Source organism: Herbaspirillum chlorophenolicum (genome assembly GCF_001189955.1).
GTDB classification, from domain to species: domain Bacteria; phylum Pseudomonadota; class Gammaproteobacteria; order Burkholderiales; family Burkholderiaceae_D; genus Herbaspirillum; species Herbaspirillum chlorophenolicum.
In genome coordinates, this window is the sequence record NZ_LFLT01000002.1 from 135,070 (window position 1) to 161,743 (window position 26,674).

The window sequence follows — 26,674 nt, forward strand, 5'->3', positions numbered from 1 at the left end:
CTTGGCCGAAGCGGCCGTGAAGAGGTAACGATATGAATCTGTCGCAATTTCTGCTCATCCTGCGGGCCCACCTGAAGGTCATCCTGATGATCTTCGGCGTCACTGTACTGGCGACCATCATCGCCAGCTTGCTGATGACCAAACAATACAAAGCCACCGCGTCGGTGGTGCTCAACTACAAGGCCAACGATCCGGTGACCGGCCTGGTGGTGACGGCGCAGGCCTTGCCCGGCTACATGCCGACCCAGGTGGACATCATCAACAGCCGCGGCGTCGTCTTGCGCGTCATCGACGACATGAAGCTGACCGAGCAGCCCTCCATCAAGGAGAGCTTCGCCAATGACAATGGCGGCAATACCGACATCCGCAACTGGCTGGCCGACGTCCTGCTGAAGAACCTGGATGCGGTTGCCTCCAAGGACAGCAGTGTGATCGACATCACCTACAAGGCGGCCGATCCGCAATTCGCCGCGGCCGTGGCCAATGCCTTTGCCGAAGCCTACCAGCAGGTAAGCGTGCAGCTGAAGCTGGATCCGACCCGCAAGGCTTCGCAGTACTTCAACGACCAGATCAAGGTGCTGCGCGATGACTTCGAGAAGGCCCAAACCAAGCTTTCCAATTACCAGCAGGCGCATGGCATCACCAACGTCGACAATCGCCTGGATGTGGAAAACAACCGCCTCAACGACCTCTCCACGCAACTGGTGCTGACCCAGGCTGCGGTGTCCGAGGCCACCTCGCGCCGCAACCAGGCTAAGGGCTCCGCGGCCGATTCGCCGGACGTCAACGCCAATCCGCTGATCCAGACCCTGAAGGCCAACCTGGCCGGCGCCGAATCACGCTTTGAACAGGCCGCGCGCCGCCTGGGCGTCAACCATCCCGGCTACCAGACCGCCAAGGCCGAAGTGGATGGCTTGCGTGCCCAGCTCAACTCGGCGATCGCCTCCACCTCAGCCAGCGTTGGCACCAATGCCACCATCCTGCAAAAGCGCGAATCTGAAATCCGCGCCGAATTCGACGCGCAAAAGATCAAGGTGCTGGAACTGAACCGTACCCGCGATGAAATGTCGGTGCTGCAGCGCGATCTCGACAGCGCCCAGCGCGCCTTCGAACTGACTTCCCAGCGCTTTGCGCAAACCAACCTGGAAGGGCAGTCCAACCAGTCCGATGTGGCGCTGCTGGCCAGTGCCGTGCCTCCGATCAAGCCATCCAGCCCCAAGCTCCTGATTAATACGCTGTTGTCGATCTTCGTCGGCGTCATCCTGGGTGTGGCCGCAGCACTGGCCCTGGAGCTGATCAACCGTCGCGTCCGTTCGGAAGAAGATCTGGTCGAAGGCCTGGGCATCCAGGTGCTCGGCCAGCTCGCGCGGCCGGCGCCGAGCAAGACGCGCGAGAAGCGCCTGGGCTTCAGACGCAATCCCAAGGCCTTGGGCGCGTAAACGTCTCTTTCTGGTGAGTGTCGTAACGACTGGCCTGCGCCACCGATGAAACACCTTATCCAACAGGACTCGACGAACATGGACACTGTAACTTTGATCACCGACAAGAGTATCGGCAATGCACTGCCGAACCAATCGATTGGCGCCATCCTGGTCGACAGCGGCAAGCTGACGGCCGACGAGGCCGAACGCATCATGCGGCTGCAGCGCGAGCGCGGCACGCGTTTTGGCGATGCCGCCATCGAACTGGGATTCTTGACGCAAGCCGATATCGAACAGGCACTGTCGCTCCAGTTCGACTATCCCTATCTGCTCAAGGGCGAAAGCAAGGTCAGCGAAGAAATTGTAGCTGCCTATAATCCCTTCAGCCCGCAAGTCGAAGAGCTGCGGGCGCTGCGCAGCCAGTTGATGCTGCGCTGGTTCGACGCCAGCGCCGGCCGCAAGGCACTGACCATCATCAGCGCCGACAGGGGGGAAGGGCGCAGCTTCATCGCCGCCAACCTGGCTGTGGTGTTCTCGCAGTTGGGCGAACGCACCTTGCTGATCGATGCCGACATGCGCAATCCACGCCAGCACAAGCTGTTTGGCCTGGACAACCGCAACGGCTTGTCGGCCATCCTGGCCGGCCGCAGCGAACGCAATGCGGCAATTCACCGCGTCCCCTCATTGATCGACCTGTCGGTGATGACCGCCGGTCCGACTCCACCCAATCCGCAAGAGCTGCTGGGCCGCTCTGCATTCCAGCAATTGCTGGAAGAGGTGGCACCGCTGTTCGATGTGATCCTGATCGACACTCCTGCCCATTCCGAATGTGCCGACAGCCAGATGGTGGCGGGCCGCAGCGGTGCGTCGCTGATCGTGGTGCGAAAGAACTCCAGCCATATTTCCGCGGTGCGCGACCTGGTCGACAGCGCGGCCAATTCCAACGTGGTTGTGGTCGGCAGCGTTCTGAACGCGTTCTGATCGAAAAGCCGGAGCCGGCCGATTCCGCGCCGGGCAGGAGAAGAAGACTTTCGATGAAAGCAGACAATGGCTGATGGCTTTTTCAGTGCAAACCAGCGAAGCAAAATGGCGGCGGCACTGTTCAACCTGGTATTCAACTGCCTGCCGGGTTTCGGCACGCGGCGCGGTTTTCTGAAGTTGCTGGGCTTTCGCATCGGAGAAAAAGTGTCGATCCATTCCTGGGTGACTTTTTTCGATGCCAAAAGGAATGTGTGCATCGGTTCCAACGTCACCATCAACGGCGGCTGTTACCTAGACAACCGCCTGGGCATCGACATCGGCAACAACGTGAACATTTCGCATGACGTGAAGATTTATACGCTGGGCCACGACATCGACGATCCGCAATGCGCGGCAGTCGGGGGCAAGGTCGCCATCCATGACGATGTGTGGATCTTTCCCAATGTACTGATCATGCCCAAGGTGGTGATCGGACGCGGCGCCGTGGTGTACCCGGGCAGTGTGGTGACCCGCGATGTCGGAGAGCTGGAAGTGGTAGGCGGCAATCCGGCGCGCAAGATCCGCATGCGTCGTGACGACATCCAATACCGGATCGATTACCCGGTCTGGTTCGCCAAGTAAGGCGAACAGCCAAGGGCGCCATCGGCCCTGGTTCCTCCAGCCCATAGTCAATACCAAGAGTCCTGATGCAAAACACGATGAATCCGCCAAATCAACAGACCGGCCGCGCCAAGATTGCCTATATCCCGATGGAGGATGTCGGCAACGAGTACACCGTGCGCATGCGCGAACTGCTGGCCGGTTATGGCGATGTGGTGCGCTACGAAGGCACCAAGGCCTGGGCCTTGCGCCTGCTCAAGGGGCGCTTCTGGCGTTATGACTATGCGGTGCTGAACTGGATGGAGAACGAGTTCGTGGACCTGCGTAGCGGCCGCATCTCCTGGAAGGGATTTGCCAAGGTGCTGGCCAAGACCCTGATCATCAAGGCTGGTGTGCGGCGCGTGGTCTACGTGCGCCACAACAATTACCCGCATGCGGCGCAGGGGCCGGCAATGGAACGCTCCAGAAAACTGGTGGACTGGTATTGCCGCCTGTTCGCCAATGTACTGTCCCATTCCGGCGCGCTGACCGCGGCAGGCGCCGCCTATTGCCCCCATCCCTTGTACCGCATCGCTGAACAGCGTGGCGCAGATCTGCCGCGCGCCTTGCCGGAAGCGTATTTCGTGGTGTTCGGCCGCATTGCCCGCTACAAGAAGATCGAAGAACTGATCGCCGGCTTTCCCGCCAACAAGGCGCTGGTGGTCGCAGGCGCCGTCGCCGATGAAGCCTATGCGCAGCGCCTGCTGGCGATGCAGCGCGACAACGTCATCGTCATGCCCGGCAAGCTGAGCGAGGCGCAGGCGCAAAAGCTGGTGGCGGACGCGCGCGGCGTGGTGATCTCGCATGCCGATGGCGATGTGGTGGTCAGCGGTACGTTCTTTTATGCGATGTCGGTGCGCCGCCCGGTGTTCGCCATCGAAACGCCTTTCCTGCGCTGGATCGCACCGCGCGTGGGCGATGAACTGCTGAACCTGGGGGGCGATATGCGCGAACTGTGCCAGACCATCGCCGACGCTGCGCCAGCTGTTGGCGCGCTCAACCTGTCCGACCGCATCGAAGAGCAGTTCGGCGACGAGGCCGTGCGCCGCGCCCTCGGGCTGGCGCTGGGAAGGGGAGCCTGAACATGTCGGCCATTTCCAACGCGCGCTGGGTATCGTTCTCGCAGGGCACGCGCATCCTGTCCCAGGTGATCGGCATGACGGTGCTGGCGCGGCTGCTGCAGCCGCATGCCTACGGCCTCATGGCCATGGCCGCCATCGTCACCAACCTGGCCTACCTGTTCAAGGATATGGGGACATCGGCGGCGGTGATCCAGGCCAGGGAAATCTCGCGCGAGACCGCCAGCACCGTCCATTGGTCCAATCTCGGCCTGGGCGTGCTGATCTGCATCCTGATCCTGCTGGCGGCGCCGGTGATGGCGACCGTGTTTCGCGAGCCGGGCCTGGCCGATGTGCTGTACGTGCTGGCCTGGGTTTTCCCCATCGTCAGTTTCAGCGTGGTGCACCAGGCCTTGCTGGAGCGCGAATCCAAGTTCGCCGTGGTGGCCAAGGCGGAGGCCCTGGCCGCATTGGTCGGCCTGGCCGCTGCGCTGGGGCTGGCATGGTGGGGGGCCGGCGTGTTCAGCCTGGTGCTGCAGATGATCGTGTCCACCGTGGTCTCCACCGCCATCATCCTGTGGAATTCGGAATTCAAGGCCTTGCGCCATTGGAGCCGCGAGGAATTCAAGTCCATCGCCGGCTTCAGCGGCAACCTGTCGCTGTTCAATGTGGTGCTGTACCTCTCGCGCAATGCCGACAGCATGATCGTCGGCCGCCTGCTGGGTGCGCAAGTGCTGGGCGCCTACTCGATCGCCTATCGGGTGATGCTGTTCCCGGTGCAGAACATGAGCTACGTGGTTTCGCGCGCGCTGTATCCGGTGATGAGCCGCCAGCAGGACAACAAGGGCGAGCTGGCCAAGCTTTACCTGAAATCGGTCAGCTTCATCGCCTTCCTCACGGCGCCGTTGATGGGCGGCTTGTTCGCGCTGCGCGAGCCCTTCGTGGATGTGGTGCTCGGTCCCAAGTGGTCGGCCGCCGCAGTGGTGATCGCCTGGCTGGCGCCGGTCGGTTTCATCCAGTCGGTGATCAGCACCACCGGCACCATCTTCATGACCAATAACCGCACCGACCTCCTGTTGTGCATCGGCGTGCTTTCCACCGTGGTGCAGATCGCGGCCTTTTTTGTCGGATCGCGCTGGGGCGTGGAAGGGGTTGCCATTGCCTATCTGGCCGCCAGCGTGGTCAATGCCTGGCCTGCGTTGTATTACAGCGGGCGCCTGATCGGCGTGGGCTTCGGCCGCCTGTTCCTGGTGCTGTACCGTTCGCTGCTGCTGACGGTGGCGATGTGCGCCGTGGTGCGCTATGTGCACATGGGCCTGATGGCCGCCGGCTGGTCCGAGTTGGACAGCCTGGCCGTCAACGTGATCCTCGGCGCCGGCATCTACCTGGTTGGCAGCCTGCTGGCCAACCGGCCGCAGGTCGGGCATTTCATCTCGTTTTTCCGCCGGAGGCCGGCGGTATGAGCCATTTCCTCCATTTCCGCCATTCCAGGGCAACCAGCCGCCGCGCCGACAGGCAACGCATGGCCCAGCATACGACAGGAGCATGAATGGCTATCGTCAGCGTGGTGATCCCATCCTATAACCGCGGACATTGCATCCGCGAGTCGATCGACAGCGTCTTGCAGCAGACGGTGCAGGACATTGAAATCATCGTGGTCGACGATGCGTCCAAGGACGACACGCGCGCCCAGGTCGAGGCGATCGCCGACCCGCGCGTGCGCTACCTTGCCCACGAGAACAACCGTGGCGGCGGCGCCGCGCGCAATACCGGCATTCAGGCTGCCAGCGCCGAATTCATCGCTTTCCTCGACAGCGACGACACCTGGGCCGCCAACAAGCTCGAACTGCAACTGGCCGAACTGGAGCGCAAGGGACCTGACTACGGTTTCGTCTATACCTGGCTGATCGGTGTCGACCCTCGGGGCAGGGAACTCTGGCGCTTCAGCGATGTGCTCGACGGTGCGAAGGTCGCAGCGCTGTTCATGCGCAATGCGGTAGGCACTTTCTCCAGCGTGATGGTCCGCCGCAGCGCCCTGGTCGCCGCCGGCGGCATGGATGAGCAAATGCGCAGCTGCCAGGACTGGGACTTGTTCGTGCGCATCAACCAGGTCACCAAGATTTGCTGCGTGCAGCAGTACCTGGTGCGTTACCTGCAAAACTCGGGCGACCGGCACCGCATTTCGGCCAATCCCACCAAGATCATCGCCGGCCATCAGCGCATGCTTTCCAAGCTGCGTCCGCAACTGGAAGAGATGGGCGTGGCGGTGAAGGTCGCGACTTTCAAGGAGTTCGCCAAGGTGTTCGTATCGGCGGCCTCGCTGGGCAACGTCACCAGGATGATCGCGGAAGTGCTCAAGCTGATGCCCACGCCGTCCAACCTGGTCTGGGCATTGTTGACGCTGGCGCGCGTATGCAAGCGCAAGATCACCCGCAATGTCGGATATTGAGAATGAACCGCGGAGCAGGCGCACAGCCTGGCCAGGAGGAAAGCCAGCCATGAAAAGGAAATACTTTCAGACATCGCAGCCGGTCCTGTTGGGCGGCATGCTGTTGCTGGCCCTCGTCATCGGGATCATCGTGCCGATTTTCGCCGGCATGGTGGGCGACAGCTACGCCCGTCTGGCGGCGCTGCCGGCATTGTTCATCCTGGGCGGGCTGATGATTTTCAATCGCACGCTGCTGCTGTTGATCATCGTGCTGCTGCGCTCGGCCGGGGACATCGTCCTGGAAGCCACGCGTGCGACTAACGCTTCCGGTTTCTCTCCCGGCCTGGGCGGAGCGATCAATGCGCTCATCATCCTCATCGCCTTCCTGTTCGTGGTGGAAAAGCCGCAGCGCTTGCCGCGGGCGGTCATGGTGCCGTGGATCATCCTGCTGGCTGTGTCGTTCTACGGACTGGCGGTGTCGCCGGAACTGGGCGCGGCCCTCAAGATCGTGCTGTCGCTGCTGTCGTACTGCGCCATGTTCATCTGCGCGTTTTACATCGTGCGTACACCCGAGGATTTCCGTTCGCTGGTGAAGCTGGTGATCTGGTCGTCGGTGCTGCCGGCCTTGTATGGCGTGGTTACCGTGGCGCTCAATGCGCGCGGCGGCTTGAGCGGTTTCCGCCTGCAAAGTACCTTCGGCCATGCCAACATCCTGGCGTTCTACCTGACGCTGGTGCTGTCGATGGGCCTGTATGTGCTGAAGAGCCCGGAGTTCCGGCTGACGCAATTGAAGCGTATCGGCCTGATGTCGTGGATGTTCTTCCTCATGGGGCTGCTGCTGCTGACGCAGACGCGCAGCGCGTGGATCGCCTGCTTCCTGATGTTCTTCCTGTACGGTACCCTGTTCGAGCGGCGCTATCTGCTGTACCTCATGGTGCTGCCGCTCATCGCGCTGATGATCCCCAGCGTGCATGAGCGCATCGCACAGCTCGACAGCGGCAATACGGTCGAGACGTATGCCAAGCTCAACTCCTTCGCCTGGCGTGTGCTGCTTTGGAAATCCGGCCTGCATTGGATGTCGCCGTCGCATTACCTGCAGGGCTACGGCGTCGAATCCTTCCTGCATTATTCCGTGGTGTTCTTCCCGCTGGCGGGTGGCGTTCCGTGGGGAGCGCACAGCGTCTACGTCCAGTGGTTCTTCGATACCGGACTGATCGGCATCGCGGCCTATTTTTTCGTGTTCTATGCCGTCATCCGCATGCTGGCCAAACTCTATCCGGCGGACAAACTGGCTGCATGCATGCTGATCTTCATCGCAGTCGAGCATCTGATTGTATCGGCCTCCGACAACGTGCTGGCCTACCTTGCCTTCAACTGGTACTTCTGGCTGCTGTGCGGCGCCGGTTGCGCCCTGTACTACAACAGCGATGCCTACAAGGCGGAGCAGGAGCGGCGGCGCCAGAAGCGGCTGCCCGGATACCGTCTTCCTGCCACCACACGTGCGCGCTGAGCGGCATCCGACGATGCCGCCGGCTTTCCCAATCAGACAACGACGATACCCATGAAAATTGCCTACCTGGTGAACCAGTATCCCAAAGTCAGCCACAGCTTCATCCGGCGCGAGATCGCCGCGATGGAACGGCAAGGTTTCGACGTGCAGCGCATCGCACTGCGCGGCTGGGATGCGGAGGTGGTCGACCAGGAAGACCAGGCCGAGCGCGAGCGCACCGAATATGTGCTCAAGGAAGGCATGGGTGCCTTGCTCAAGGATGTAATGGGCGCGGCGATCGAGCGGCCGCAGGCGTTTCTCAAGTCGCTGGTGCTGGCCATGCGCATGGCGCGCAACGGCGAACGCTCGCTGCCATACCATCTGGTCTACCTGGCCGAGGCGGCGAGGGTGGTGCGGATGATGCGGCGTAACGGGGCTTTGCACCTGCATGCGCACTTCGGCACCAATTCGGCCGAGATTGCGATGCTGGCCCAATGCCTGGGCGGGGCGCAATACAGCTTCACCGTGCATGGTCCGGAGGAGTTCGACAAGCCGGTGCAGCTTGGCCTGGGCGAAAAGATCCACCGTTCCGCCTTCACCGTGGCCATCAGTTCTTACGGCCGCAGCCAGTTGTTCCGCTGGGCCGGCCATCGCGACTGGCGCAAGGTCGGGATCGTGCATTGCGGGCTGGAACCCGCTTTCTATGTCGGTGAGGAAAGCGCGCCGGCCGTTGCGCCGCGCCTGGTGTGCGTGGGGCGCCTGTGCGAGCAGAAGGGGCAGTTGTTGCTGGTGGAAGCCGCACACCTGCTGGACCGGGCCGGTGTCGGCTTCGAGCTGGTCCTGGCCGGCGACGGCGAAATGCGCAGGGAAATCGACGGAGCCATCGCGCAGTACGGCCTGCAGGAAAAGATCCGCATCACCGGCTGGATCAGCAGCGACCAGGTGCGCGCCGAACTGTTGGCTGCGCGCGCGCTGGTGCTGCCCAGCTTTGCCGAAGGCTTGCCGGTGGTGCTGATGGAAGCAATGTCCTTGCATCGTCCGGTGCTGACCACCTACGTGGCCGGAATCCCCGAGCTGGTGAAAAACGATGAGAACGGCTGGCTGTTCCCCGCCGGCGATATCGAGGAACTGGCGCGCTCCATGCGCGCTTGCCTGGAGGCCTCGCCGGCCCGGCTTGAAGAAATGGGGCGCGCCGCCTATGTGCGCGTGGTGGAGCGGCATTCGGTCGATACCGAGGCCGGCAAGCTGGCCGCCATGATTCGCGATTCGTTGCCTTCGCACGCGGGGGCAGCCGTTTGAATCTGGCGCATACACATCACAAGGAAATACCGTCCCTGGATGGATGGCGGGCCGTTGCCATCGCCATCGTGTTCCTGAGCCATGCGGGGCTGGGCGAGCTGGTGCCGGGCGGATTGGGCGTCACCATCTTCTTCTTCCTCAGCGGCTACCTGATTACCACGCTGCTGCTGCGGGAGTACGGCGCGACCCGCACCATTCAGATCCGCAATTTCTATATCCGCCGCGCCCTGCGCCTGACGCCGCCGCTGGTGCTGGTACTGGTTGGCGCCTACCTGCTGACGGCCGCCGGCCTGCTGCAGGGGAATGCCACCTGGCGCGGATTCTTCGCCCAGCTGTTTTACTTCGCGAACTACTATGTGCTGTTTTTCGATCCGGGGCACACGGTTCCACGGGGTACCGGCATCTTCTGGTCGCTGGCGGTGGAAGAACACTTCTACTTTGTCTTTCCGGCCTTGTTGCTGCTGCTATTGGGCCGTATCCGCCACGCGCTCATCCCGGTATTCCTGGCGCTGCTGTGCGTGCTGGTGCTGTCGTGGCGCCTGCATCTGGTGGCGATGCCGGACTTCTCGATGTCGCGCACTTACTATGCAACCGATACCCGCATCGACTCGATCCTGTACGGCTGCATCCTGGCTACGGTCAGTTTGCCGCAGCGCTGGCAGGCCGCGTTGCGCAGCAAGGTTGCCAGTCGTTTGGGTATCGCCGGCGGCGCCCTGGTGATCCTGCTGACCTTGCTGGTGCGCGAGGAATCGTTCCGTGAGGGACTGCGCTATTCGCTGCAGGGGCTGGCACTCATCCCATTGTTTTATTACTCGATCGGCGACAGCACGAGCTTCCTCCACCGGCTGCTGAACTTGTCGGTGATGCGCAAGATAGGCGTCTATTCGTATTCGATCTACCTGATCCATCACATTCTGCTGGAGAACCTGGAGGCAATGAGTCCATCGCCGCTGCTCAACGGCTTGGCGGCGGCTGCAGTGGCGCTGCTGTTTGCGTTCCTGATCGACCGCTACCTCGACACGTATCTGCGGCAGCTGCGGGTGCGCTTCCGCTAGGGCATCCAGTACCCGTTACCGTTACCCGGAAAACATTTTCAACAAGACCGACATGGCAATCGCAAAAGCTCACGAACACGGCACCTCGCTGCATCCGCAATATCGTCCCGATATCGACGGCTTGCGTGCGATCGCCGTCCTGTCGGTGCTGGCATTCCATGCTTTCCCGGAATTTTTGCCGGGTGGCTTCATCGGCGTCGACATCTTCTTCGTCATTTCCGGTTTCCTGATCTCGCTGATCATCTTCAAGAACCTGGAGCAGGGACGTTTTAGCATCGTCGATTTCTACATCCGCCGTATCCGCCGGATCTTTCCGGCACTGATGACGGTGATGCTGCTGTGCATCGCCGGCGGCTGGATGCTGTTGTACGCCGACGAGTACAAGCAACTGGGCAAGCATTTGTTCGGCGGTTCCAGTTTCATCTCCAATTTCCTGTTCTGGAAAGAAAGCAACTACTTCGACAACGCGGCCGAGACCAAGCCGCTGCTGCACCTGTGGAGCCTGGCCATCGAGGAGCAGTTCTACCTGTTCTGGCCGCTGCTGCTGGCATTCGTCTGGCGGCGCAAGTGGGGCTTCCTGCGCATCATGGGCGTGATCGGGCTGGTGTCGTTCGCGGTCAACATCTACCTGGTCGGGCATGACCAGACCGCGGCCTTCTATTCGCCATTGTCGCGTTTCTGGGAACTGATGGTCGGCGGTGCGCTGGCCTATATCAACCTGCACCGGCCGCAACTGAACCGCTTCCATCGCGACTTGCAGTCGGTGCTCGGCCTGGCCTTGCTGGTGATCGGGTTCGCGGTGGTCAACAACACCCGGGCGTTCCCCGGCGGGTGGGCCTTGCTGCCGACCGTGGGCGCTTTCCTGATCCTGTCGGCAGGGCCGGGAGCCTGGTGCAACCGCAAGTTGCTGGCCAGCCGCGTGCCGGTATGGTTCGGCCTGATCAGTTACCCCCTGTACCTGTGGCACTGGCCGCTGCTGGCCTTCGCCACCATCATCGAAGGCGCTACGCCCAATCCTGCCATCCGCCTGGGTGCGGCGCTGGCCGCGATTGTGCTGGCCTGGCTTACCTACCTGTTCATCGAGCGGCCGCTGCGCACCACCAACAGCCTGCGTCCGGTGCTGGCGCTGGCGGCGGTCAATGTGGTGGTCGGCGTGGTCGGGCTGGGGATCTACTTCAACGCCGGCTTCGTGCAGCGGCCACTGAACGAACGGCTCGATTTCATCGCCGCCGGCGATGTTTTCCTGGGATCGCGCAATGCCGATGCCAGTTGCCCCAAGCTCAACCAGAGCAAGATCCTGCCGGAAGAGGTTTGCCTGTCCAACTCCGCCACGCCCAAGGTCATGTTCGTCGGCGACAGCCACATGATGGCCTTGCATTCGGCGGTCTATTCGCATGCGGTCAAGGCCAGTTCCATCATGGTGGCCGGGCATTCCTGCTATCTCTATCCGAACCTGCCCTACAAGGCCGGCGGTGCGCACGACTGGGGCAACAACTGCACCGCGATTGCGCAGGAAGCGCTGGCCGTGGCGGCGCGCACGCCCTCCATCGATACGGTGGTGATCAGCAACACCTACCCGCGCGGCGACCTGGCCAAGGCCTCACGCTATGAACTGGACGGCAAGCCGCTATCACAGCGCGAGGCCTTCCTGGCCGGTAACGCCAGCCTGATCGGCCAATTCCAGAAGATGGGCAAGAAGGTGGTGTACGTGATGGACGTGCCGCATCTCAAACGCGATCCGCATGCCTGCGTGAGCCGCTTCGATGCATCGGCCGAACGCGACTGCGTGTATACGCCGCAAGAGAACGAGGCATTGCGTGCGCAGTACAACGATGCGGTGAAGGCGTTGCAGGCGAGCTTGCCGGGACTGGTGGTTTACGACCCGACGCCGGTGTTCTGCGCCGACGGCAAGTGCCTGGCCAAGGTCCGTGGCAAGTACTTGTACAACGATAACCAGCACATCAGCGTGGCCGCGTCGCAGTTGGTGTTGGACCGGATGGAGCAGCAGGGACTGGTCCAGTTGCAGGCGCCTTGATTAGGTGCGGGCCGAAAAAATACCCGCGACCGGAATGGCCGCGGGCGATGTACCGGAAAGTGGGCGGATCAGTTCGCGCGCAGCAATTGACCGCCGACCTTGGATCCGGCGCCGATGCCGCTCTGTGCGTAGACGATCGCCATCGGGTTGGCGCCGCTCCATTGGAAGGTGGCGGTCTGACCGTTGTCCAGGAAGCCGGTATCGACCAGGGTCTTGTTTCCGTTGCCCTTGTCGACCACGGTCAAGCGCAGCTTGCCGCCGCCGGTGGTCTTGGCAGTGAGCGTGTAGCTCACGCCGGCGGTGGGCAATGCCCATGACACCGGATGCAGGTTGTTGCTGTTGTAGTTCACCACCTGCGATTGGGTGGTGGTGGCGGGAAATACCACGGCCTGCTCCCACGACTGGTAGGCGCCGGCCACGGTGCCTGACTGCAGCGTCCAGTTGCCGCGCATGGAGAGCAGGTTGAGGTTTTTCTCCGGCGTGAAGGCATTGCCATTGCCGTCGACCCAGCCCTTGGCGCCGGTTACGCGGCGCAGGTTGGCGCGGATCAGCTGCAACTGGTTGGCGTTGCCGGTGTTCCAGCCGTTGCGGTGCGGGTTGATGTCGGAGCCGATCTCGGCATAGATGGAAAACGGCGTGCCGACGTTGGTATCGACCACATAGGCGCCGAAGCGCTTCAGGGTCTCGGCCACTTTGCGCAAATCGGCATCGGTGATCTGCGCAGTGTCGAAGGACGGCGGCAGCATCAGCAGCGAGCCTTCCGGGAAGGCGCCGGTGTTGACGGCGGCGGCGTTCCAGTCGGCGGTGGTGGCCGGGAACACATAGGTCGGGTTGGTCGACAGGCCGTTGGTGGTGAGCGAGAGGCACAGCGCATGCGGATAGTAGGGCGCGTTGCGGTCTGCCACTTCGTGGATGCGCATCAGCCCGCCCGCCGCCGGTACACCGGTGGCGCGGGCGCCCTGGTAGTAATGGCCGGGATCGGGCCAGCCGCTGCCGTCGAGCTTGGTCCAGGCGTACTGGGTGGCGACCCATTGCGTGCCTTCCTTCTTCAACTGCCAGAAGGAATGAATGATGTTGGTGACCGGGTCGACGATGTCGGCGTGGCCGTCGCTGCCGGTGGCAGGTAGGGCCGAGGCAGGCCAGCGCGGAATGGTGACGTCGTGGTAGGTCTCGTCGTCGGCGTTGAGCAGGCCTTGCTTGCCGCTGGCGCCCTTGACGGTCATCGGGCCGTCATTGGCGGCGGCAAGGAAGATGCCGGTGGAGTAGGCGCCGGTGCTGATGGACGGGAAGTAGGACGACGTGGGAATAACGTCGCTGGCGAAGGTCGGCTCAACCGGACGGCTGTTCCACAAGGAGTTGGCGGCAAAGGGTTGTTGGTAGGTACCGAATTGGGCAGCTTGTGCCGGCATCGGGATTGCCATGGAAAAGCTCAGCAGTACTGCGGTAGCCATGGCGCTTCGCAAGCGGATTCGTTTTTTCATGTGGACTCCTTGAGATTGGATTGGACGAGGGGTTACTGCAGAGCTGGATAGGGAAGGATGGCGGTCGGATTTTTGTTTTTCAGTATAGGGATGAGGGAGTGGATTCATACCGGAACAAGTAAATGATTGGTGTAGGCGACTCGTATGCGAGTGCACTTGTCGGAGATCGTTCAGTTGCACTGTGCAGTAAGGGAAATTCGCATGCTGTGATGCCGCATTTTTTATTCAAATATTTCTTCCGGGGTGAATTTCTTTTCCCATCATGCTTGTCAAAGAAGTGGTTTTCCTGAGGGGGATAACGATTTTTGAATGACAACCTCAACAAGGGAAGACATATGGAAATGAATTTTGCGGTGCAGCTAATTTTGCTCCTTGGCCTGAGCTTGCTGGCTATTCCCGTTTGCGTGCTGCTGGTGCAGGCGATGGCGGCGATCATTGCGCAGCATCGCGCGACCCGTTTGAGGGTGCAGCGACCGCGCATCGCGGTCTTGATGCCGGCCCACAATGAGGCGGGCGGTATCGTCGAGGTGATCACCAGCGTGCGCGCTCAACTGGAACCCGGCGACCGCTTGCTGGTAGTGGCCGACAATTGTTCCGACAATACTGCCGAGCTTGCGCGCCGCGCGGGCGCACAAGTTACCGAGCGCTTTCATGACCAGAAACGCGGCAAGGGTTACGCGCTTGACCATGGCATGGCCCACCTGGCCGCCGATGTGCCGGAGGTGGTGATCATCGTCGACGCCGATTGCATTCCCGAGGCCGGCGCGCTGGACATGGTGGCGCGCGCCGCCGCTCACAGCGGCCGTCCGGTGCAGGCGCTCTACCTGATGTATTCGCCGGCCGGCGCGGGGCCGATGCGCAAGATCGCGGAGTTCGCGTGGCTGGTAAAGAACCTGGTGCGCCCGCTCGGCTTCCAGCATCTCGGCTTGCCATGCCAGTTGATGGGGACCGGCATGGCCTTCCCCTGGAAGCTGATCAGCAAGGCCGAGCTGGCGACCGGGCATATCGTCGAAGACATGAAGCTGGGCGTGGATCTTGCACGCGAGGGGCGGGCGCCGCTGTTCTGCCCGGAAGCGCTGGTGTACAGCTATTTCCCCAGCAGCGAGGCCGGTAGCCGTACGCAGCGCACCCGCTGGGAGCACGGCCATATGAGCGTGATCCTGACGCAGGTGCCGCGCTTGCTGGCAGCCGGCGTCGGCGCCGGCAACGGTGCGTTGCTGGGACTGGCGCTGGACCTGTGCGTGCCGCCGCTGGCGTTGCTGGTGTTGCTATGCGCGGGAGCGCTGGCGGTGTCGCTGCTGGCGTGGGCGGTGTTCTCGCTGTGGGCGCCGGCATTCGTGGCGGCCTTGCTGGTGTTGGCCATCGGCGTGTCCATTGTGGCGGCCTGGATGCAGTATGGCAGGAAGGTGATCTCCTTCGGCGAACTGATGATGGCGGCGCTCTACGTGCTGGGCAAGCTGCCGCTCTATTTGAAATTCCTGGTCAATCGCCAGGTGGAATGGGTGAGGTCAAAACGTGATACAGAATAATCAGGCACGGGCCGCGCAGGAGGAACAGATCTTGCCGGAGGCCCCACTGGCGTCGGCCGATTTCGACCGTGACGTCCATTGCATCCTCGGGCTGCCGTTCGACCGCGTAAGCGTTGAGCAAGCGGCCGACCAGCTGCGTGTTGCCGCACGTGACGGACGCCGCTGCTTCTTCTCCACGCCCAACCTGAATTTCGCGATCGCTTGCATGGACGATCCGGCGTTCCGCAATTCGGTCATCCAGAGCGATCTTTCCATTGCCGACGGCATGCCGTTGATATGGATCGCCAAGGTGCTGGGCATTCCATTGCATGAGCGCGTGGCCGGTTCCAGCCTGTTCCAGGCATTGCGCCTGGCGGATGCGCGGCGTCCCGTGGCGCGCCTGGAGCGTCCGCTCAAGGTGTACTTCTTTGGCGGACCGCCGGGTGTGGCCGAAGCCGCCAGCATCAGGCTCAATGCCGAGCAGTCGCGGATGCGGTGCGTGGGTTTCAATTCGCCGGGCTTCGGTAGTGTGGCGCAGATGAGCGACGCCAAATCCATCGAGCATATCAACCGCAGCGGCGCCGATTTCCTGGTGGTGGCGCTGGGTGCCAAGAAGGGCCAGGAGTGGATCAAGTACAACCTGCCGGCGCTTCAAGTGCCGCTGGTGAGCCATCTTGGCGCGGTGATCAACTTCGTGGCGGGCACGGTCTCGCGCGCGCCCGGATGGCTGCAGAAATGCGGCCTCGAATGGGTCTGGCGCATCAAGGAAGAGCCCAAGCTGTGGCGCCGCTATTGGGACGATGGTGCGGCTCTGCTGCAGTTGTTGGCCACGCGCGTCGTGCCGGCCATGCTGGCCAGGCGCAAGCGGCCGGCCAAGCCTGAATTCGACCGTGCCGCACTGGCAGTGCGCGATGAGGGGGACCGCATCGTCCTGGCGTTGTCCGGCGCCTGGGGCGGGGAAAACATCGACCGCTTGCGTCCCGCCCTCAAGCAACTGGCCGCGTCGCCGGCCATCCTGGTTTGCATCGATCTGGACGGCACCGATTTCGTCGACAGCGCGGTGCTGGCATTGCTGATGCTGTTGCAGGGAGACTGCGTGGCCAAGGCCCGCTCGTTGCAACTGGCCAACTCGTCGCCTGCGCTGCGCCGCCTGTTGCGCTGGCATTGTGCCGATTACCTGATCGAACCTGCCGGCCATGCCGCCTGAGGCCGCAATAAGCCATTCAACCAATACCCATTTCTTTTTTGCATACTCCCTGAGGAAAGCACGCTATGAAAATCACAGTTATCGGCACCGGCTACGTTGGCCTGGTCACAGGCACCTGCCTGGCGGAAATGGGCAACGATGTCCTGTGCCTGGACCTGGACGCAAGCAAGATCAAGGTGCTCAACGATGGCGGTATTCCCATCCATGAGCCCGGCCTGCTTGACATGGTCTTGCGGAACAAGGCGGCCAAGCGCCTGGGCTTCACCACCAGCATCGAGGAGAGCGTGGCCTTCGGTGAGCTGCAGTTCATCGCGGTCGGCACGCCGCCCGACGAAGACGGTTCGGCCGACCTGCAGTACGTGCTGTCGGCGGCCCGTAACATCGGCAAGTACATGACCGGCTATAAGGTGGTCATCGACAAGTCCACCGTGCCGGTCGGCACCGCCGACAAGGTGCGCGAAACCATCGCCGCGGAGCTGGCCGCGCGCGGCGTCGAGCAGGAATTTGCAGTAGTGTCCAACCCCGAGTTCCTCAAGGAAGGCGCCGCCGTGGAAGACTTCATGCGGCCGGACCGTATCGTCATCGGCGCCGACGACCAGCGCGCCATCACCGCCATGCGCGACCTGTATGCGCCGTTCATCCGCAACCACGACCGCGTGATCGTGATGGATGTGCGCTCGGCCGAGCTGACCAAGTACGCGGCCAATGCCATGCTGGCGACCCGGATCTCGTTCATGAACGAACTGGCCAACCTGGCCGACAAGCTGGGCGCCGACATCGAGCAGATCCGTGTGGGCATCGGTTCCGATCCGCGTATCGGATTCCACTTCCTGTATCCGGGCTGCGGCTACGGCGGCTCCTGCTTCCCCAAGGACGTGCAGGCGCTGATCAGCACCGCCGACGAAAACGGTATCGGCCTGAAGGTGCTGCGCTCGGTGGAAGATGCCAACGACGACCAGAAGCATGTGCTGCTCAACAAGATCCGCAGCCGTTTCGGTTCTGACCTGCGCGGCATGACCTTCGCCCTGTGGGGCCTGGCGTTTAAGCCCAATACCGACGACATGCGCGCGGCGTCGAGCCGCGTGGTGATCGAGGGCCTGTGGGAAATGGGCGCTGTCGTGCGCGCCTACGATCCGGTGGCGATGAACGAAGCGCGCCGCATCTACGGCAACGACGACCGCCTGGTCTATGCGGATTCGCCGTCGGGCGCCGTGGCCGGCGCCGATGCCCTGGTCATCGTGACCGAGTGGAAGGAGTTCCGCGCGCCCAACTTCGATGCCATCAAGCTCGCGCTGAAGCATCCGGTGATCTTCGATGGCCGCAACCTGTATTCGCCGGAGCAACTGCGCAAGAAGGACTTCGAGTACTTCGCCATCGGCCGCCGCTGATTCTGCGGGCATAGCGCCAAAGACCGAATTCACTCAGCATGAGGACACTATGAAAGCGATGATTCTGGCAGCCGGCAAGGGAACGCGGGTAAGGCCGCTGACCTATGAGCTGCCCAAACCGATGATTCCCATCCTGGGCAAGCCGGTGATGGAGTATCTGGTCGAGCATCTGGTGAGATACGGCATCCATGACATCATGGTCAATGTCAGCTACCTGCATGGAAAGATCGAGGACTACTTCGGTGACGGCCAGCGTTTCGGCGCGCGCATCGGCTATTCCTTCGAAGGCTATGTCGACGAAGCGGGGGAAGTGCATCCGCATCCCATCGGTTCGGCCGGCGGCATGAAGAAGATCCAGGAGTTCGGCGGTTTCTTTGATGAAACCACACTGGTCATCTGCGGCGACGCGCTGATCGACCTGGATATCCAGTCCGCGCTTTTTGAACACCGCAGCAAGGGGGCAATGGTCAGCGTGATCACCAAGGAGGTGCCGCTGGAGCAGGTTTCCAGTTACGGCGTAGTGGTAGCGGACCACGAAGGCCGTGTGCAGTCCTTCCAGGAAAAGCCCAAGCGCGAAGAGGCATTGTCCAACCTGGCCAGTACCGGCATCTATATCATGGAGCCGGAGGTGCTGGACCTGATTCCGCGCAATGCCGTGTTTGACATCGGTTCGGACCTGTTTCCGCTGCTGGTGGAAAAGAAACTGCCGTTCTACGCACAGAAGCGCTTTTTCAACTGGATAGACATTGGTAATGTCACCGATTTCTGGGGCGTGCTGCAAGGCGTGCTCAGCGGCAAGGTGGCGCAGATGTATGTGCCGGGAACGCAGGTGCGGGAAGGCTTGTGGGTCGGCCTGAATACCCGTATCGATTGGGCGGGAACGACCATCGAAGGGCCGGTGTATATTGGCGCCGGCACGCATGTCGAAGCCGGCAGCAAGATCGTCGGCCCTTCCTGGATCGGCCATGGCAGCCATATTTGCGCAGGGTCTGAGATCATCAGGAGCGTGTTGTTCGAGTACACTCGCACCGCGCCAGGCACCAAAGTGGAAGAATCGGTCGTTTGCGGTAATTACAGCGTGACGCGCGAGGGCGAAATGAAGCATATTTCCGAATACGACGACAACCATTGGAACGACGCCAGAGACCGGCGCCTCAAGCCACGGAAACAAGCTTGAAACATCTGATTTTGTGAGGAAGCTATGAAAATTTATCCCGTCATCCTTTCCGGCGGTTCCGGCACCCGTTTGTGGCCTTTGTCGCGCGCTGCGCTGCCCAAGCAACTGATCTCGGTAGTGGGGCAACGTACCATGCTGCAAGATACCGTGACCCGAGTGAACAACTGGCCGCAGGTCATGCCGCCCTTGTTTGTGTGCGGCAACGATCACCGCTTCATGGTGGCCGAGCAGATGCGCGAGATCGGCGTCAAGCCGCTGGGAATCATGCTCGAACCGGTGGGGAAGAACACGGCTCCGGCTGTGGCCGCCGCCGCCCATCTGTTGGCCAAGCGCGACCCGGATGCGGTCATGCTGGTGCTGCCGGCCGATCACGTGATCAATGATGTCGAGGCCTTCAGGGATGCCGTGTCGCGCGCATCGGAAGCAGTCGCCGGCGGCGCCCTGGCGACTTTCGGCATCTTGCCTTCCACGCCTGAGACCGGTTACGGCTATATTCGCCGCGGCAAGCAGGTCGCCGGCGTCGGCGATGCCTTTGTGGTGGACAAGTTCGTCGAGAAGCCGGATCTCGCCACCGCCAAGGCATTCCTTGAAGAGGGGAGTTATTCCTGGAACAGCGGCATGTTCCTGTTCAAGGCCACCGATTATCTGGAAGAGTTGAACACGCATCGGCCGGACATCGCCGCGCCGGTTGAGCAGGCAGTCGCCAAGGGTTATGAAGACCTCGATTTCTGCCGGCTGGACCAGGCCAGCTTCGAAGCCACGCCTTCCGAATCGATCGATTACGCGGTCATGGAAAAGACCAGGAAGGCCGTGGTCGTGCTGGCCGATATTGGCTGGAGCGATGTCGGTTCATGGAGCGCCTTGTGGGCCGTGCAGGAAAGCGATAGCAATGGCAACGTGTCGCGTGGCGATGTGCTGCTGCAGGATGTCTCCAATACCCTGGTGCGCGCAGAGAGCCGCATGGTGGCGGCCTTGGGCGTCGAAGACCTGATCATTGTCGAAACCGACGACGCCGTGCTGGTTGCACATAAGGACAAGGTGCAGGACGTCAAGAAGATCGTCGACTCCCTGAAGTCATCGGGGCGCAGCGAGCACCTCCATCACAAGCGCGTATTCCGCCCGTGGGGCAGCTATGAGAGCGTCGCCGAGGGCGAGCGTTTCCAGGTCAAGCGCATTATCGTCAAGCCGGGTGAAAAGCTCTCGCTGCAGATGCACCACCATCGCGCCGAACACTGGGTCGTGGTCAGCGGCACCGCATTGGTGACGCGCGGGGAAGAGGTCAAGTTGTTGAGCGAAAACGAATCGATCTACCTGCCCATCGGCGTGACGCACCGCCTGGAAAACCCGGGCAAGCTGCCGCTGCACCTGATTGAGGTGCAGTCGGGAAGTTATCTCGGGGAAGACGATATCGTGCGGTTCGAGGATATCTACAAGCGCGTCTAACAATCGTTATTGGGCCGATTGTTGCAGTGAATGCATGATGCCGGATTCAGCAAGCCGATGTGTGAGTTGGCAGCGTAGCCAGGCAGGCATGCATTCACTGCGTACAGAATCAGAAAAACTATTTATATCAATGGCTTAAGCCGCTCTTCCCGGAGTTTTCCACAGGCTTGCCCCCATTTTCTGGGGATAAGTGGGAGAGGGCGGTGACAGGCGGATATGAAACGCTGCCATGCGTTTGCCGGAATGCCTTTCCTACGGCGGAAGATTAAAAAACAGGCGCGTTGCACGCCTTTGAACCGTTTTGGGAAAACGGTTTTCAATCAATGGCTTGGGTGAGTTTTCCTCAGCTTTTCCACAGGCATGTCCCCGAATTGTGTGAACAACTTTGAGACGGTGGCAAAGAGCTCCCGCCTGTGGAAAAGATCTGGCGCTTGCGTTTATTGCTTCGCGCCGGCGGCGGTTTGCCATAGCCGCGCAATTTGTTCCGCGCTGCTGCGCAGCAAATGAGGCGCGTCGGCGATCGCATCTTGCAGGGTGCCGGGGCCGAATACGATGGAGAAGCAGCCCGAGAAGCTGGCCTGGAGTTCGCCCAGCGATTTGCGGTCGATGCCGCCGGAGAGCAGCGTGGTCGGTATGCCGGCGCGGCGTGCCCTTTGACTGGCGATGAAGGGGGCCTTGCCGTGCAAGGTCTGTGCATCGCTGCGTCCTTCACCGGTGATGAGCCAGTCGGCGCCGGCCAGCGCCTCGTCCAGATCGATGTGGTCGGCTACCGTTTCGGCGCCGGAGCGGAACTCCGCACCCAGCATCAGCAATGCGTAACCCAGGCCGCCAGCCGCGCCGGCGCCGGGCTTGCCGCAGGCGGAGCGTCCCAGCTCCTTTTCCAGCACTGCCGCGAAATGGGCCAGTGAGTGATCCAGCACGCCGACTTGTTCGGGCGTTACGCCTTTTTGCGGGCCGAACACTGCGGTGGCGCCTTCGTCGCCGCATAAGGGATTGTTGACGTCGGACATGGCGACAATCTTCGCGTCCCTGATGCGCGCATCGATACCGGAGGCATCGATACGGGTTACCTTGTGCAATTGCGAGGGCAGTGGCGGCACGGCTTCTCCGGCCGCATCGTAGAGCTTGATGCCAAGCGCGGACAGCAGGCCGGCACCGCCGTCATTGGTGCTGCTGCCGCCCAGGCCGACCAGGAAATGGCGTGCGCCGCGATCCAGCAGCTTGAGCATGGCGTCGCCCACGCCCAGGGTGCTGCGTTGTTCCACCGGCACGGCGATGCCTGCGGCATCGGTCAGGCCGACAATGGCGGCCGATTCGATCACCGCGCTGCCATCCTTGAGGATGCCGACCGGACAGTCGGCGAGTTGTCCCGCCGCGTTGCGGCAGGCGATGGCAAGGCGTTCGCCGCCGGCATGCATCAGCGCGTCCAGCGTTCCTTCGCCGCCGTCGGCGATTGGCCGCAGTCGTATCTGCGCACCGGGAATGGCGGCTTGTATGCCCGCGCCGATGGCAGCTGCGACTTCTTCAGCGGTCAGCGAGCCTTTGAAGGAGTCGGGGGCGATGACGACGATGGGCGGGCGTGGCGATGTGCTGGTGTTGGTCATGGATATGGTTTGAAAAAGGCGCCGGTGGGGTTGCCTGGATTGCGGGAGTCTCTCTGCTTATTCTGGTTGCGTGTCGCAACGGGCGTCCTTGATGGCGAGCCGGCCGCAACCTGGCAATTATATAAGCAGAGCCTTATTCGATTATTGAAACGGAGGTATAGGCACTAGAGAATGCCGGTACGGGTTTCCCGCGGGTAAGAGCGTGAACAGGTTTCAGGGCCGTGTAGTGCAAGCGGCGCGTAACAAAAGGTAAGGGCAGTGGATGCGTGCAAGTGGCTGCGGCATATTCTATTAATTACCGGCCTTACGTGCCGGAGGAGCAACGGCCATGAAGCGTTTTCTTTATCTGCTTGCGGTGCCCGCAGTGTTGCTGCTGAACGGCTGCGTGGCGGTGCCATACGATCCTTATTACGGAGCTTATCCGGCGCAGCCGGTGTATGCGGCGCCTTATCCTTACTATTCTTATCCGTCTACATCTTTCTATTTTGGTTACGGCGGCGGATGGGGCGGCCGGGGGTATGGACGCCGTTGATGATGTGACGGGACTGCCGCAATAACAGCCTTTACGGTTTTAGCGGTGAAAAAAGCGTGGAAACGGGGCGCATTGGGGCGCACAAAACCGTTAAAATGTTGCGTCCTCAATATTGGCACATGGCTGACGGCGCATCGGGCGCTGTAGCGCTTGTTCAAGCTGTTGCCGCTTTTGCCTCCATTCCGCTGAATATCAGGAACCGCTGCCGTAAGGTATGAGTTTTTTCAGTTCGTTCACCCGTCCAGACACTGTTTCCCGCTCGCGGCGCCGAACCGTGCTCGGCCTCGTGCTGTCCGTGCTGATCCACGCCGTTGCGTTCATGGTGCTGCGGGCCAAGCTGAGCGAGCCGCCGCGATTCGATACTCCCGGCAAGCCTGATTCGCCGCTGCAAGTGACCTTCATCAAGCCGCCCGCGCCAGCCCCCAGGCCAGAGCCGCCGGCTGCTCCCCCGCCTCCCAAGAAAGCCCCGGCGCCGCCGAAGAAGCAGCAGGCCAAGGTCGCGCCCAAACGCAGTACGCCAGCTCCCCGCAAGACCGAAACGGCGCGTGCCATGCCGGCGCCGGTTGCTCCCGAGGGCACTGTGCCTCCGGTGACGCAAGCATCGCCGGAGATGGATTTCAGTTCGATGATCAACCGTAACCGCGAGCGCCGGCAGGCGCTGGAGGATGCGGCAGCACAGGAGAATGCGGCTGCGCGTGCGGCGGAAAATCCCTCTGCCAATGAAATCGCAAAGGCCAATATCGCGTTCCAGGAGCAGCGCGGACGCGGCACCAACGGCGTGTTTGAGATTATCAGCAAGGGGCCTCGCGTGGCCCAGTATTCTTTCCGCGGCTGGACCAGCGACCAGCGGCGCAGCCAGAAGCAATTGATCGAAGTCGATGCCGGGCCTGGCGGCAATGTCGAACTGGCGGTGGTGGACAGCATGATTGCGCTGATCCGGAAGTACTATACCGGCGATTTCAATTGGGATTCGCAGCGCTTGGGGCGGGTAGTCGTGTTGTCGGCTCGCCTGAGCGATACGAAAGGATTGCAAGCGTTTCTGCTGAAGGAATTCTTCAGCACCGGTGGCTGATATTGCCGCGTCGGCATTGTCGTTGGCCGGTTCAATTGCCTGGCTGGCATCGCTTCGCGGCAAATTCCCCGCAAAATTCCAACGGTTTATTTATGCCATGCCAAGAGTTGCGAGGCTTTTCGCTGGTAATGGCGTTTCCTTGCGGGAAATCAAAATATTTCGTGCTAGGATTCATGGTGTTTCCGGATGGAAAGGAACATTCAAATGAATATGGAACTGACTGGTGAAGAATTGCGCTGGATGTACAGCGTATTCAAAGGCGAATTTCACATCGTCCCGCGACGGATTGTCAAAAGTGTCATCTCCAAAGGGTTGGGTATTCCCAATCTCGGCGGCGCCTTCAACCTGACGCGTGCCGGCAGGGAAGTATTCCGCCGCACGCCGCAAGAAGGTCTCCAGGACTATAAGGCGGAGGATGAGGAGATGCATATCATCCGTTCCAAGGCGCGTTCGCGCAGCAACTGGCGTTTAGGCTGAGTTTTGCTCCGGATTCTCAAGAGCGCATGCAAAGAACATTGATGGCTTTGAGAAATAGTTGAGCAAAAAACACATGTCCTGTTATAATTTCGAGCTCAGTCGGGGCGTAGCGCAGCCTGGTAGCGTACTTGCATGGGGTGCAAGGGGTCGAGTGTTCGAATCACTCCGTCCCGACCAATAGAATCAAAGACTTGCGGCGAAAGCTGTATGTGCAGACGGCACTGAATATTGGATTTTATCTAATATTCAGTGCCGTTTTACTTTGTGGGCCAGGGAAGTGCAGGTTGATCTTATGCGCTTCAGTTGTTGCCTTGCCGATATGCCTTGGATGTCCCAAGCTGAATTGCCGGAGAGCCCTCTTCGCCGGTGAACAATCACTTTCTCAGAAAATCATTTTCGTTATCTGGCGGGATTGATCATGTCTATGGTTTTTTGCCGCACCGGATGTCCAGGCGTTACACAAACACACAATTTCACGTCCACATCGCTCTTGCTTCAGGCGTTATCTGATCACCACGAATGACATGTGGAGTCCGGATTCGACTCTCCGGAAAGCAATCCGCCAAACAAAATCAGGAGCGCAAGAATGAAAATCCATTTATTGATTCCGGCTATTGCCGCAACACTCGTTCTGGGTGGCTGCGTAGTGACGCCGCCTACGGTGCGGCCGGCTTATGTCGCGCCTCCCGGAGTGGTGTACGTTGAACCCACTTATGTATCGCCGGGTCCCGGTTATATCTGGGAATACCATCCTCATTATGGTTGGGGCTGGCATCATCCGCAGTACGGCTGGCATCGAGGTTGGCGTTGAGGCTGTAAATGTGGCCATTGATGGTGAAGTAAAAAACAGCGGCAGAGTGCCGCTGTTTTTTTATGGCCTGTCCGTGATGGCGCTGGTTTCAGGCAATCCGGTGTTCCAGCGTGAGGTGTTTCAGTTCGGCGATCGTGGCCAGCTTTTCGCGCAGGACGGCTTCGCTGATGTGTGCCGGAGTCGATACGCTGACAATGGCCGCGCGTGCCGTTGGACCGATACGCCATACATGCAAATCGTCAATGTGGGTTTCGTCATCGCCAAGCGTATGGCGAATCCGGTGCGCGAGCCGGTCGTCGGTGACGTCGAGCAGTACGGCGGAGGTTTCTTGCAGCAGTGAATAAGACCAGCGTGCGATCACCACTGCACCCACCAGGCCCATCAGCGGGTCGAGCCAGGTCCAGCCCAGGTAAAGGCCGGCCAGCAGGGCGCCGATGGCCAGTACCGAAGTCAGCGCATCGGCCAGGACGTGGATGTAGGCCGAGCGCAGATTGTTGTCGTGGTGATCCTGGCTGTCGTGGCCATGTTGCTGATGGTGCGAATGCGCATCGTCATGCAGATGGTCATGGTCGCTGCCATGATGTGCGTGTCCGTGGTTGGCCAGCAGCAGCGCGCTGGCAATATTGACAGCCAGGCCGATGGCCGCGATGGCAATGGCTTCGCCGAATTGGACCGTGGTTGGCCGGGCAAGCCGCCAGATGGATTCGGCGCCGATGCCGATGGATACGCCGGCCAGCACCAGAGCCGAGGCAAAGCCGGCCAGGTCGCCGACCTTGCCGGTGCCGAAGCTGAAGCGCGTATTGCGTGCATGGCGGCGCGCGAACACATAAGCGCCCACCGAGACCGCCAGCGCGCCGGCATGGGTCGCCATGTGGAAGCCGTCGGCCAGCAGCGCCATCGATCCGGTGAGATAGCCGGTGACGATTTCTGCCACCATCATCACCGCAGTCAGCAGGACGACCCACAATGTGCGTTTGGTATTGCGGTCGTGGTCGGCGCCGAGGTAGATATGTTCATGCGCGAAGGAGGGTGATTGCATATGCGTTCCTATTTTGAATAGCGGCGAATTGCTTGCAGAACTTCATCCAGGCCCTGGCTGCGCTCATGGTCGGACAGGCCAGGGCGGGCGACGTGTTCGCGTGCATGGGCTTCAATCAGTTCATCCATCAGCCCGTTGAGCGCGCCTCGGATAGCCGCGGCCAGATGCAGGGTCTTGCTGCAATCGGCATCGGCTTCCAGTGCTCGGTCCAGTGCTTGTACCTGGCCGCCGATACGGCGTACGCGCTTGAGCAACTGGTCTTTGTGCTGCGTAATGTGGCTCATACCATACCCCCCTATCCTATTTTTTGGATTATATCGCCGTATCTGGCATTTGTCTCGGATCCGGTTGCTGATGTCATTCAGATAAGTTCGGACAGCCACTGGCTCTGCCTGGCAAGGAGCAAAGATCCGGAAAAATAGACGAACAGCCCCGCCTCTATAAGCTATGCGTAAGTTATCGGCTCTACATTGCGGACAATGCGGCTCTTTATGCGCGCAGCAATGCCTGCCTTGAAGCAGGCGCAGATA

General features: G+C 61.1%; 23 protein-coding genes, 1 tRNA gene and 1 pseudogene. 21 read left to right on the forward strand and 4 right to left on the reverse strand.

All coding sequences use genetic code 11. The annotated features are described in order from the left end of the window. Positions 1-32: 32 nt before the first annotated feature. From epsF to AKL28_RS02290, 10 genes and pseudogenes are all read left to right on the forward strand, one after another. Positions 33-1,439: a chain length determinant protein EpsF gene (gene epsF, locus AKL28_RS02245; RefSeq protein WP_050466429.1), complete on the forward strand. Its 1,407-nt coding sequence runs from the start codon at positions 33-35 to the stop codon at positions 1,437-1,439. Between the two features lie 78 nt (positions 1,440-1,517). Continuing rightward, positions 1,518-2,402 carry a chain length determinant protein tyrosine kinase EpsG gene (epsG, locus tag AKL28_RS02250; RefSeq protein ID WP_050466430.1) on the forward strand — a complete coding sequence of 295 codons (885 nt, stop codon included), beginning with the start codon at positions 1,518-1,520 and terminating at the stop codon, positions 2,400-2,402. A gap of 420 nt (positions 2,403-2,822) precedes the next feature. Beyond that, positions 2,823-2,972, forward strand: a pseudogene (locus AKL28_RS25365) (hypothetical protein); the annotation flags it as partial. Positions 2,973-3,100: 128 nt separating this feature from the next. Then, positions 3,101-4,123: a glycosyltransferase family protein gene (locus AKL28_RS02260; protein WP_050466432.1), complete on the forward strand. Its 1,023-nt coding sequence runs from the start codon at positions 3,101-3,103 to the stop codon at positions 4,121-4,123. 2 nt (positions 4,124-4,125) lie between these two features. Continuing rightward, complete coding sequence (locus tag AKL28_RS02265) at positions 4,126-5,562, forward strand: MOP flippase family protein (protein WP_050466433.1); 1,437 nt, start codon at positions 4,126-4,128, stop codon at positions 5,560-5,562. Between the two features lie 86 nt (positions 5,563-5,648). Further along, complete coding sequence (locus AKL28_RS02270; RefSeq protein WP_050466434.1) at positions 5,649-6,548, forward strand: glycosyltransferase family 2 protein; 900 nt, start codon at positions 5,649-5,651, stop codon at positions 6,546-6,548. Positions 6,549-6,597: 49 nt separating this feature from the next. Beyond that, positions 6,598-8,037, forward strand: coding sequence for an O-antigen ligase family protein (locus AKL28_RS02275; RefSeq protein ID WP_050466435.1), 1,440 nt, complete (start codon positions 6,598-6,600; stop codon positions 8,035-8,037). A 51-nt stretch (positions 8,038-8,088) separates the two neighbouring features. Continuing rightward, positions 8,089-9,315, forward strand: a complete 1,227-nt coding sequence (locus tag AKL28_RS02280; RefSeq protein ID WP_050466436.1) for a glycosyltransferase family 4 protein — start codon at positions 8,089-8,091, stop codon at positions 9,313-9,315. Then, complete coding sequence (locus AKL28_RS02285; RefSeq protein ID WP_050466437.1) at positions 9,312-10,370, forward strand: acyltransferase family protein; 1,059 nt, start codon at positions 9,312-9,314, stop codon at positions 10,368-10,370. The genes AKL28_RS02280 and AKL28_RS02285 overlap by 4 nt, the downstream gene beginning before the upstream one ends. A gap of 52 nt (positions 10,371-10,422) precedes the next feature. Beyond that, positions 10,423-12,405 carry an acyltransferase family protein gene (locus AKL28_RS02290; protein WP_050466438.1) on the forward strand — a complete coding sequence of 661 codons (1,983 nt, stop codon included), beginning with the start codon at positions 10,423-10,425 and terminating at the stop codon, positions 12,403-12,405. A gap of 68 nt (positions 12,406-12,473) precedes the next feature. Here the strand turns inward: AKL28_RS02290 and AKL28_RS02295 are convergent, their stop codons facing one another. After that, positions 12,474-13,886 carry an Atrophin-1 multi-domain protein gene (locus tag AKL28_RS02295; RefSeq protein WP_231602308.1) on the reverse strand — a complete coding sequence of 471 codons (1,413 nt, stop codon included), beginning with the start codon at positions 13,884-13,886 and terminating at the stop codon, positions 12,474-12,476. 335 nt (positions 13,887-14,221) lie between these two features. On the opposite strand from AKL28_RS02295, the gene AKL28_RS02300 reads away from it, so the two are divergent. The 5 genes from AKL28_RS02300 (at position 14,222) to AKL28_RS02320 (ending at position 20,609) form a co-directional block, all read left to right on the forward strand. After that, positions 14,222-15,415, forward strand: coding sequence for a glycosyltransferase family 2 protein (locus tag AKL28_RS02300; RefSeq protein ID WP_156226214.1), 1,194 nt, complete (start codon positions 14,222-14,224; stop codon positions 15,413-15,415). A 31-nt stretch (positions 15,416-15,446) separates the two neighbouring features. Further along, positions 15,447-16,601: a WecB/TagA/CpsF family glycosyltransferase gene (locus AKL28_RS02305; RefSeq protein WP_231602309.1), complete on the forward strand. Its 1,155-nt coding sequence runs from the start codon at positions 15,447-15,449 to the stop codon at positions 16,599-16,601. A 65-nt stretch (positions 16,602-16,666) separates the two neighbouring features. Further along, the gene (locus AKL28_RS02310) at positions 16,667-17,989 is read left to right on the forward strand and encodes a UDP-glucose dehydrogenase family protein (RefSeq protein WP_050466440.1); all 1,323 of its coding nucleotides are present in this window, start codon (positions 16,667-16,669) and stop codon (positions 17,987-17,989) included. A gap of 58 nt (positions 17,990-18,047) precedes the next feature. Further along, positions 18,048-19,166 (forward strand): sugar phosphate nucleotidyltransferase, encoded by a 1,119-nt coding sequence (locus AKL28_RS02315; protein WP_050466441.1) that lies wholly within the window; start codon positions 18,048-18,050, stop codon positions 19,164-19,166. Between the two features lie 24 nt (positions 19,167-19,190). Next, positions 19,191-20,609 (forward strand): mannose-1-phosphate guanylyltransferase/mannose-6-phosphate isomerase, encoded by a 1,419-nt coding sequence (locus AKL28_RS02320; RefSeq protein WP_050466442.1) that lies wholly within the window; start codon positions 19,191-19,193, stop codon positions 20,607-20,609. Positions 20,610-21,046: 437 nt separating this feature from the next. Here the strand turns inward: AKL28_RS02320 and AKL28_RS02325 are convergent, their stop codons facing one another. Beyond that, positions 21,047-22,213 carry a glycerate kinase gene (locus tag AKL28_RS02325; RefSeq protein ID WP_050466443.1) on the reverse strand — a complete coding sequence of 389 codons (1,167 nt, stop codon included), beginning with the start codon at positions 22,211-22,213 and terminating at the stop codon, positions 21,047-21,049. Between the two features lie 328 nt (positions 22,214-22,541). Between AKL28_RS02325 and AKL28_RS02330 the strand changes: the two genes are divergently transcribed. The 6 genes from AKL28_RS02330 to AKL28_RS23805 all read left to right on the forward strand — a co-directional run bounded on the left by AKL28_RS02330 (position 22,542) and on the right by AKL28_RS23805 (position 25,105). After that, the gene (locus AKL28_RS02330) at positions 22,542-22,745 is read left to right on the forward strand and encodes a hypothetical protein (RefSeq protein ID WP_050466444.1); all 204 of its coding nucleotides are present in this window, start codon (positions 22,542-22,544) and stop codon (positions 22,743-22,745) included. Between the two features lie 274 nt (positions 22,746-23,019). Beyond that, entirely contained in the window at positions 23,020-23,817 is a 798-nt protein-coding gene (locus tag AKL28_RS02335) for a hypothetical protein (RefSeq protein WP_231602310.1), read from the forward strand. Continuing rightward, positions 23,810-24,025, forward strand: a complete 216-nt coding sequence (locus AKL28_RS24310; RefSeq protein ID WP_156226215.1) for a hypothetical protein — start codon at positions 23,810-23,812, stop codon at positions 24,023-24,025. The genes AKL28_RS02335 and AKL28_RS24310 overlap by 8 nt, the downstream gene beginning before the upstream one ends. Further along, the gene (locus tag AKL28_RS02340) at positions 24,022-24,294 is read left to right on the forward strand and encodes a hypothetical protein (protein ID WP_050466445.1); all 273 of its coding nucleotides are present in this window, start codon (positions 24,022-24,024) and stop codon (positions 24,292-24,294) included. Before AKL28_RS24310 ends, AKL28_RS02340 begins: the two co-directional genes overlap by 4 nt. Positions 24,295-24,394: 100 nt before the next feature. Then, a tRNA-Pro gene (locus tag AKL28_RS02345) sits at positions 24,395-24,471 on the forward strand. Positions 24,472-24,880: 409 nt separating this feature from the next. Beyond that, the gene (locus AKL28_RS23805) at positions 24,881-25,105 is read left to right on the forward strand and encodes a hypothetical protein (protein WP_082221331.1); all 225 of its coding nucleotides are present in this window, start codon (positions 24,881-24,883) and stop codon (positions 25,103-25,105) included. Between the two features lie 88 nt (positions 25,106-25,193). On the opposite strand, the gene dmeF is transcribed toward AKL28_RS23805, so the two are convergent. Next, positions 25,194-26,144 (reverse strand): CDF family Co(II)/Ni(II) efflux transporter DmeF, encoded by a 951-nt coding sequence (gene dmeF / locus AKL28_RS02350; RefSeq protein ID WP_050466446.1) that lies wholly within the window; start codon positions 26,142-26,144, stop codon positions 25,194-25,196. An 8-nt stretch (positions 26,145-26,152) separates the two neighbouring features. Beyond that, on the reverse strand, positions 26,153-26,428 hold the full coding sequence (locus AKL28_RS02355; protein ID WP_050466447.1) for a metal/formaldehyde-sensitive transcriptional repressor: 276 nt from the start codon (positions 26,426-26,428) through the stop codon (positions 26,153-26,155). Positions 26,429-26,674: the final 246 nt, after the last annotated feature.